General features: G+C 66.8%; 5 protein-coding genes. 2 read left to right on the top strand and 3 right to left on the bottom strand.

The annotated features are described in order from the left end of the window. Window positions 1-660: FAD-dependent oxidoreductase (locus D7X30_RS42970; RefSeq protein WP_370051437.1), on the bottom strand; the 660-nt coding region annotated here is incomplete at its 3' end. Window positions 661-1,202: 542 nt separating this feature from the next. Here D7X30_RS42970 and D7X30_RS19245 point away from each other — a divergent pair. Further along, window positions 1,203-4,394, top strand: coding sequence for an RCC1 repeat-containing protein (locus D7X30_RS19245; RefSeq protein WP_199724422.1), 3,192 nt, complete (start codon window positions 1,203-1,205; stop codon window positions 4,392-4,394). 98 nt (window positions 4,395-4,492) lie between these two features. Continuing rightward, window positions 4,493-4,882, top strand: coding sequence for a transposase (locus D7X30_RS42965; RefSeq protein ID WP_370051453.1), 390 nt, complete (start codon window positions 4,493-4,495; stop codon window positions 4,880-4,882). 994 nt (window positions 4,883-5,876) lie between these two features. Here D7X30_RS42965 and D7X30_RS19225 read toward each other — a convergent pair. Together D7X30_RS19225 and D7X30_RS42335 are read right to left on the bottom strand one after the other, a co-directional pair. Next, window positions 5,877-7,325 (bottom strand): NAD(P)/FAD-dependent oxidoreductase, encoded by a 1,449-nt coding sequence (locus D7X30_RS19225; protein ID WP_120564392.1) that lies wholly within the window; start codon window positions 7,323-7,325, stop codon window positions 5,877-5,879. Between the two features lie 126 nt (window positions 7,326-7,451). Further along, complete coding sequence (locus D7X30_RS42335; protein ID WP_199724420.1) at window positions 7,452-9,032, bottom strand: DUF1501 domain-containing protein; 1,581 nt, start codon at window positions 9,030-9,032, stop codon at window positions 7,452-7,454. Between the last annotated feature and the right edge of the window lie 11 nt (window positions 9,033-9,043).

The following is a 9,043-nucleotide window of genomic DNA, read 5'->3' as shown; positions in this document are numbered from 1 at the left end:
CGACGTGCGCTCCATCAGCCGCAGGATGTACCAGTGCAGCAAGCCCAGCCCGAAGGGCCGCTTCCCGACGGCCTGCGGATACAGCAGGTCCATGCCCGTGCCCAACAGCCACGGGAGCCGGATGACTTCAGGCAGCCGCTCGCGGAAGCGCTGCGCCAGGCCCGAGAGCTCGCCTCGTTCGGCCTGCTCGCGAAGGCAGGTGTCCAGCAGCTCGGCGCCAAGCCCCGCCACCGACATGCCCTGCCCGTAGAGGGGGTTGAAGGCGCACGCGGCGTCTCCCATGATGACCAGTCCCTCGGGAAAGCGGGGCAGCTTCCCCTGGCAGATGGGAGGCAGGACGGGAGGTGAGCCCCAGGCCGGCGGCGGCGCGCCGTTCGCTAGGAAGATGCTGGTCGCCGGCATCCAGTGTTCCCACACGGCGGGGTTGTCCCCGTCCTTGCCGGGGAGCGCGTTGGGGTCCGCGCCACCATCGGTGCCCACGGGCCAGTTCGCGGCGATGAAGGTGTTCCAGGAGTAGCTGTCGAAGTCGTGCTGCAGGTCCTCCAGGGTGGGATTGGACTGGGGGACGGACACGTCCGGGGGCAGGAGCGGGCTCAGGACGATGGTGCCGCCATTGGTCGGAATGCCGGGCCCCTGAGCCGCGCCGCCATCCGTGGCCACGCCGGCGTCCACGGCCAGCGGGGCCCTAACGTCTGGCTTTGTCGGCTAGGGTTCCGTCTGCTTGCAGCCGGGGAGCGCGCCAGTGACGGCGCCCGTGAGGCAAAGGGCCGCCCATAACGCCACGCGGCGACGCTGCGAGGGGTTCTCGTGAGGATTCATGTGTCGCAAGCCTTCCGCGGGTACGGTGGAGGGACTTCCACAGCGCGGAGGCCCAGGAGCACGAGGCATGCCAGTTCCTGGGATTCCGAGGTGTCCCAATGGGCGGGAAGCTCACGGTTGCGGCGTTCGCGTTCGGGGGGAGCCGCACGCGCGTCACGGAGCAACGCACCGGGTGCGTGGTCGCCCCGCTTGGGGTTGAACTGACTTCAGCATGTCCTACACCGCAGAATGGCAATCCCATCGACGCAATTCTAGATATACATGTAAATACGGGAGTCCATCCGAATTATGGACAGGACTGGCGAATCCCCGTCACGCCAGCCCTTCGGCCTGGAGTCATGGATATGCAAAGAAGAAGTGGGGTCTGGAGGAATCCATTCCATGTGGCGCTGGCGCTGGTTGTCAGCGCACTGTTCTGGGGTGGCTGTAGAGCGCTTGACAGCGAGCCCACGGAATCGCCGACGCTGCCGCAAGCCGAGAGCATGTTTCTGGGGCGCGAACTGGGGCGCGGCTTGCCCGCAAGGATTGCCGCGGGACAGGAGCATACCCTCGTGGTCCGTCCGGATGGCACGGTCTGGGCTACGGGCTCAAACGCCTACGGCCAACTGGGCGATGGAACGTATGCGGACCAGACAGACTTCATCCAGGTCCAAGGGTTGAACCATGTCATCGCCGTGGCAGCGGGGCTGTCCCACTCGCTGGCACTGCGCGCTGACGGAACGGTCTGGGCCTGGGGCGCCAACTACTCGGGCCAGCTTGGTGACGGCTCGGGCACGGACAGCTCCGTCCCCCTCCAGGTTTCCGGCCTCAGCGGCGTCACGGCGATCGGCGCGGGCACGGAGCACTCCCTGGCCGCGCGCTCGGATGGCAGCCTCTGGGCCTGGGGCGCCAATGGGGATGGGCAGGTGGGCAACGGCTCCACGAGCACTCGCACCACGCCAGTGCGTGTGGGCACGAGCCTGGGAACCCTGGTGGCCCTCGCGGCGGGGAGCAGCCATTCCCTGGCGCTGCGCGCGGATGGCACGGTACTGGCGTGGGGGGCGGGCAGCAGCGGACAGTTGGGCAACGGTTCGACGGCGCGTCGGCTGGTGCCGACCGTGGTGCCTGGATTGACCGGCGTGGTGGTGCTGAGCGCGGGTGACAGCCACTCTCTAGCGTTGCTGTCGAATGGCACCGTGAAAGCCTGGGGTAACAATGCCTATGGGCAGCTCGGAGACGGGACGACCACGAACCGTTTGTCCCCAGTCACGATTCCAACACTGAGCGGTTTGGTTGCCGTGTGCGCGGGGTTGAGTTCCTCCCTGGCAGTGCGCGCGGACGGCACTCTCTGGGCCTGGGGATCCAATGCCTACGGCCAGCTGGGAGACGGCACGCGTCTGGACCGCTCCGTGCCGACCCAGGTCAGCGGCGTGGGGCATGGTCGGATGGTCGCTATGGGCAGCACGCATTCGCTTGCCCTGCACGCGACGGGCGTCGTCTACGCCTGGGGTGGCAACTTCCTGGGGCAGTTGGGCGACGGCTCCACGAATGATCGTGTGACCCCGGGATTGACGACCATCCGCTCGGGTTGGAGCGTCCTGGCGGGTGGGGATGATCAATCGCTCTGGCTTCGGCCGGACGGAACGCTCTGGGTCGCGGGGGACAATCGCTACGGTCAGCTGGGTGACGGGACAACCAATGACCACCCCGTCCCCGTGCAGCTCCAGGGCTTGAGCAGTGTGGTGGACGTGGCCACTGGCACGTACCACTCCATCGTGGTCCTGGCGAATGGGACGGTATGGCAGTGGGGCGATGGCATTGGAGCCTACTCCAAGAGGGTGGACGACTTGAGCAATGTCGTCGCTGTCTCATTAGGAGTATGGGACGCGCTGGCTCTCAAGGGAGACGGGACAGTGTGGACGTGGACTCCATCCAATGCGAGACCTCCCTCGCAGGTCATGGGATTGACCGGCATCGTTTCCCTGGCAACGACCTATAACCATTCGCTCGCGCTTCGAGGCGACGGCACGGTCTGGGCGTGGGGACAAAACGAACACGGCCAGCTGGGCGATGGGACCACTATTTCGCGTTCTGGCCCCACCCAGGTGGTGGGCCTGAGCAACATCATCGCCGTTTCCGCGGGCATCGAACATTCATTGGCATTGCGAGGGGATGGAACCGTCTGGGCCTGGGGTGATAACTCCATGGGACAACTGGGAGACGGGACCGGCATCATGAGCGGTGTGCCCGTTCAGGTGGCGAACCTGACTGGCGTCGTTTCATTGGCCTCGGGAGGCTGGCATTCTCTTGCTCTGCGTGACGATGGTTCCATCTGGGCCTGGGGTTACAATCAAGCGGGTCGGCTGGGTGACGGAACGAGCGCAACTCGCTACACACCGGTGCGGTTGAGCTTGAGCAACATCGTGGCCATCGGAGCAGGTCACTACCACTCGCTCGCGCAGAACGCGGACGGCTCTCTCTTGGCTTGGGGAAGTAACAGCTCTGGCCAACTTGGCACTGGCGCCTCTGATCAACGAATCACGCCCTACAAACTGCCTGGGATGACCCATGTCGTGGATGTGGCCGTCGGAGGATACCATTCCTCCATGGCGCTGCGTTCGGATGGCACGGTCTGGACTTGGGGCAACGTGGGGTATGCGCAGCGGACGCCCACGCAGGTGAGTGGGCTGACCCAGATTATCGCCATCGCAGCGGGTGATTATCACTTCATGGCGCTGCGTTCGGATGGCACGGTCTGGACCTGGGGAGACAGCAACTCCAACGGCCAACTGGGCGATGGCTCCACAGTCCCCCGGCTCACACCGCTCCAGTTGACTGGGTTGACAAACGTTATCGCCATTGCCGCCGGAGCGGTGCATTCCCTCGCGGTACGTTCAGACGGAAGTGTCTGGGCGTGGGGCAACAATAGCTCCGGCCAGTTGGGCGACGGAACCACCACGATGCGCCTGAGTCCCTTCCGGATCAACGGCCTGGGGGGCATTGGATCCGTGGTTTCCAGAAACTACCATTCCGTCGCGCTCGGGTTTGATGGCAGGGTATGGGCTTGGGGAAGCAATTACCAGGGGCAGCAGGGAACTGGCCAGAGTAGTTCCAATGTCCTTGTACCGGCTCCTCTTCCCTCACCTACGGGTGTTGTGGAAGTTGCCTCTGGAGTTGGGCACATCCTTGCGCGACGATGGGATGGAAGCCTTTGGTGCTGGGGTAGCAATGATCTGGGCCAAGTAGGAAACGGCTCTAGTGCCTATGTCATCCCGCCGACCCTGGTGATGAACTCGGTGAAGTCGATTGGCGCGGGGAGGTGGTCTTCATTCGCCGTGCGTTTTGACGGCACACTCTGGGCCTGGGGCGACAACGATTATGGTGAACTCGGGGATGCAAGCACCACGTCCAGTTTGATTCCCGTGCAGGTTCCCGGGCAGTCTGCGGTAGTCAATGTGGTGGGCGGTTACGGCCACACCCTCTTCCAATGGTCAGACGGCTCGTTGTGGAGTGTGGGACGCAACCGCGATGGTGAGTTGGGGGATGGCTCTCCGCCTGCTGAGCAATTCATCCCCGTGCAGGTCCTGGTGCCCTGATCGACAGGACGGGGCGCTGGCGTGAACCAGCGCCCCACCGACGGGCCGTCAGCGAATGTACGTATAGGTGTAGCTGATCCAGGCGCGCCCGCCGAAGTCTGCATGCCAACGACTGGCAGGGACTGGAACGGCGATGCCGCTACGGGGCGCGCGGTGCGCTGGCGCTGGCGCTGCTGTCACGAGCGGAGGCCGGCCGCATCGCCTATCGGATGAAGCGCCCGCTGCCGGACGGGCTGGAACTATTACGGCGTGTAGCGTCCCTGGTACCTCCGCCTCGGGCAAACCTCACGAGATTTCACGGCGTCTTTGCGCCAGGCGCCAGACTGCGGCCACTTCTGGTCCCACAAGCCGGTGCGCAGGAGGCGAGCGTGGGGCTTGAGGCAGCGGCCAGCATGGAGCCGATGAAGGAGAAGGCGCCGCGAGTGGACTTGCGCCGATTTGCTCAGCAGGACGTTCGACGTCGACGTGTTCGCCTGCATGAAGTGTAGAGGCAGGCAGCGAGTGCTGGCGTACTTGAAGGGGGCGGAAGGGGTGCGAGCGACTGTGGAGCACCTAGGCCTGCCCACAGCAGGTGCGAGACAGGCCCCGGCGCGCGGGCCTCCCCAGGCCGCAGGGTGTTGAAACACAAGCCGCCCCAGCCAGCCAAGAAAGCCAGGCCCCTGCCTCGCCCCGCCTGGGAAGGAGGCTGGGCTGGGCCAGGCGTGTGCCTGCTGGAGATAAAGGGCGAATGCGCCGGCCCGGCGTGCGGCTCATGGGCCACCCGTCCGCGTCCCTCACCTCCCGCTCCGCTTCCGCCTGCTACCCCCAATAGCGCTCCTGTCCTTCCTATGCGTGCCCCTCCCAGTCCAAACGGGATGTGCGCTCCTTCCAAAGGCTTCTCCACCGTCACGGCAAAGGCGGGGCTCTTCTCCTCCTGCCCCGGCTCCGCCCCTGCTTGAGGGAGCGCGGCACCACCGGTAGCAGCAGCGGCGGCTACACCTTCGAGGTGATCGGCCCACTTCCGCTGAAACCCCGCACCCTGCGGGCCCCACCTCGCGAGTGGATGCGCCTCCTCATTGCGGAACGATGACGTTCTCATGGGCACGTGCCCACCCCTCGGGGGAGCCAATGCGGACCTTGCTCATCGGGAGCTCCCACCCGTCGGCCCCCTGCAGATCCCTTCCGGACCAACGCGCGAGGAGGCGCGTCTTCACCCCGCCATGCAATTCACTTTCTTGGGCCTGTGGGAATACGTGGGCCTCTTCGCGTGGCTCATCGTCATCGTGATGGCCGTGATGTCTGTCGTTTCCCTGCTCATCTCGTCGCCATCCCCGCGGTGATGGCCTAGAACTCCTTGCAGAGCTGGATGGACGCCCGCGCGGTCGAGCTGGCCGAGGCCAGCAACGAGTTCCTGGATGCCACGGCCCGAGCGCTCAAGCGCGCCCGCGCCGCCGCCAGGGCCCCCGCGACATCCTGACGCACCAAGGGCTCGGGCCGCGGTGGCTACCCCGTGGACTTCTGGACCGGGACAGGGCTTGGACGCGGGGGCGTGAGAGGGGGAGGCCGTGTCTCGGTATTCGCCAGCCGCTCGAGCGGGCGGAGGAGCGACATGACGCCATGGCCCAACACGGGCAAGGCCACGGAGGGCTGGAGAACCGCCTCCAGCCCCGCGTGCAGGTGCAGGATCCGGTAGAACTGGCGATGGACGTGTGCGTCGGTCGACGTGCGCTCCATCAGCCGCAGGATGTACCAGTGCAGCAAGCCCAGCCCGAAGGGCCGCTTCCCGACGGCCTGCGGATACAGCAGGTCCATGCCCGTGCCCAACAGCCACGGGAGCCGGATGACTTCAGGCAGCCGCTCGCGGAAGCGCTGCGCCAGGCCCGAGAGCTCGCCTCGTTCGGCCTGCTCGCGAAGGCAGGTGTCCAGCAGCTCGGCGCCAAGCCCCGCCACCGACATGCCTTGCCCGTAGAGGGGGTTGAAGGCACACGCGGCGTCTCCCAGGATGACCAGCCCCTCGGGAAAGCGGGGCAGCTTCTCGTAGTGCCGCCACCGGCAGTCCTTCACCTTGTGCTGGGAGATGGGCCCTATCGGCGTGGCCTCTTTCAAGTAGTTGTACAGGTCCGGACGCGTCAGTGAGCGCGCGTACTCGAGGAACCCCGCGTACTCGGTGGGCGCGTGCTCCCCGAAGTAGCCATTGAGGGTGACGAGCCACCGGCCTCCCTCGACGTGTGAGATGAAACCCGCGCGCCAGGCCTTGGGAGGACTTGGATAGAGGAAGAGCGCCTTCCATTCCTTCTGGAATTGAGGCGGCGGCTCGTGCAGGCACGTCGTGTAGGAAAGGTCCACGATGACCTGCTCTTCCTCCGGGCGCGCGTAGCCAATGGCTTCCAACCACTGAGGCATCCGCGAGCCCCGGCCACTGGCATCCACGACGAGGTCCGCCTCCCACGACTCCTCGCCCTGGGGTGTCTTGACCCGGACGCCCGTGATGCGCCCCGTGCCCTTCTCGTCGCAGATGAGCCCTTCGATGGAGCAGCCCTCGCGCACCGCGACGTTGGGCCGCGCCTTCACCCGGCGCAGGACGTTCCACTCGAGCAGGGGCCGGGTGCACAGCAGCCCGGGGATGCCGCTGGTGCGGCGCAGCTTCCACACCCCGAAGTGGTGCCAGGCGAGGTCTCCACTCGAGTCAATGAGCTCGGCGCCCTGGACCTGGAGTTGCTCGAACAGGTCCGGGAAGTACTTGTCGAGGATGCGCCGGCCCGTGTCCAACAGCACGTGGATGTGCGGCCCTTGCGGAACACCTTTGCGCGCGGCGGGCCCCTCCCCCCGGACATCCCGCTCCACCAGCGTCACCTTGTCGAAGTGGTCCGCGAGCACCCGCGCGCTCAGGAGCCCCGCCATGCTGCCGCCGATGACCACGGCGCTTCCGAATCTGCGTCCAGGGGTTTCCAAGTCCCAAGCCTCCAAGGTTTCAGGTCGTGGCGCTGCGGGTCAGAGGGGTCCGCCTTCCCCAGAGCCGCTCGCCCCCGCCGGGGAGATTGCACCTCACCGGTCTGACATGCCCTCTCGGACCCGGGACTACGCCTTGCGGAGCCCCACGACCTCGCCGTAGCCGCCGGGGATGAAGAACTCGTGCGCCTCCATGCCCAGGATGCGCAGCGCGGTCGTCACCGCGTCCGCGGAGCGGGGCACGCGCTTCGAGGCCTGGCCGTTCTCCTCGATGATGTCCACCGGGACACCGAGCCCGCGCGGGGTGTACGAGCCCACCTGCCGGTTCCCCGCCACGTTCCCGCCCGCGAAGCAGATGGACGTGTAGGGGTGGTGATCGTCCGGCAGGTAGTAGCTGCCGTCGCTGCTCCGCGAGGCCCAGCTCCGGCCGAACTCGCTCATCACCAGCACGAGCGTGTCGTCGAGCAGCGTCTTGCCGGGCTTGCCGGGCGCGGGCGCGGCCTTGAGCTCGCCGAGGAAGCGCGCGACGTTGTCCATCATCCCGCGGCCGTGCGCGCAGCTGTAGCCATGGCCGAGGCCGCTGTGCGTGTCGAAGTCCTGCTGCAGCGAGACGTGCACCGAGGTGCAGAGGTCCGCCTTGAGCAGGCGCAGCGCCAGGTCCATGCGCGGGTCGAGCCCCGTGAGGTGGAAGTTCGCGAGGCCGAAGCTGTACGTGAACGACTGGTTGGACAGGTAGCTCGACAGGTACGCAGGGCGGTTCGAGGTCATCATCTCGATGCCCTTCGTCTTCTCCAGCACGGACACGACGTCCGTCGCGAGCACGCGCGACACTGACGACAGCGAGCCGTGCAGCCCCTCCAGGTAGTTGTCCACCTTCGCCGTCGAGCGGCCCAGGAGCTGCTGGGCGCGCGTCAGCGAGAAGCGCTCGATGTCCGTCGTCTTCAGGGTGCCCCCGGTGGGCTTCCCGCGCGCGTCCAGCTCGGGCGCCTCGGTGCGCGCGTCGAGCCCTGTCCACCACGGGTTGTCCGAGGGCTTCGCCGAGAGCATCGGCTTGAGCGCCTCGATGGACGGCACGCGCAGGGGCGAGGCGTGGGAGGGCAGCCCCATGCCCACCGGCATGCCGCGCTCTCCGGTGACGACGACGAAGGGCAGCGGCCGGCTCTCGCGGTACTTCTCGTACAGGTGGTTCGCGATGACCGAATGCACGGCGGGCGCCCGGTAGTCCGCGCCGGCGACACCGCACATCGCGGAGATGAACGCGCTCGAGTGGTCGTTGGTGCCCTGGTCGATGCCGTGCAGCACGCTGAGCTGATCCGCCAGCGCGAAGTGCGTGTAGCCGTACATGAGCGGGCTGTAGCTGCCGCGCGCGGCCGGGTCGGCGGGGTTCCACGACTGCCACGTCCGCAGCGGCTTGTAGGAGCCGTTCGGAGGCGCGAGGTCCACCAGCTGGCTCGCCTGGAAGAAGACGGGCTCGCCGCTGTGGTTGGAGGGCGTGGGGACGCAGAGCGGGATGTCCGCGTCCTCCATCGGGGTGAAGTAGTACGCCGGCCGGTAGCCGCCAGGGATGTAGAGCACCACGAGGCGCGAGGGGACGTCGACGTCCGCGGCGTGCGCGGTGCTCGAACCGAGGAGCCCCGCGCGATCGAGGAGCGCGAGCTGTCCAGCGCCGAGGGCCCACTTGAGCAGGGTGCGACGAGAGGTGTTCGGCATGGTGTCCTCGC

Source organism: Corallococcus sp. AB011P, assembly GCF_003611605.1.
Taxonomy (GTDB): Bacteria; Myxococcota; Myxococcia; order Myxococcales; family Myxococcaceae; genus Corallococcus; species Corallococcus coralloides.
This window is presented reverse-complemented; position numbering and strand designations above follow the sequence as displayed.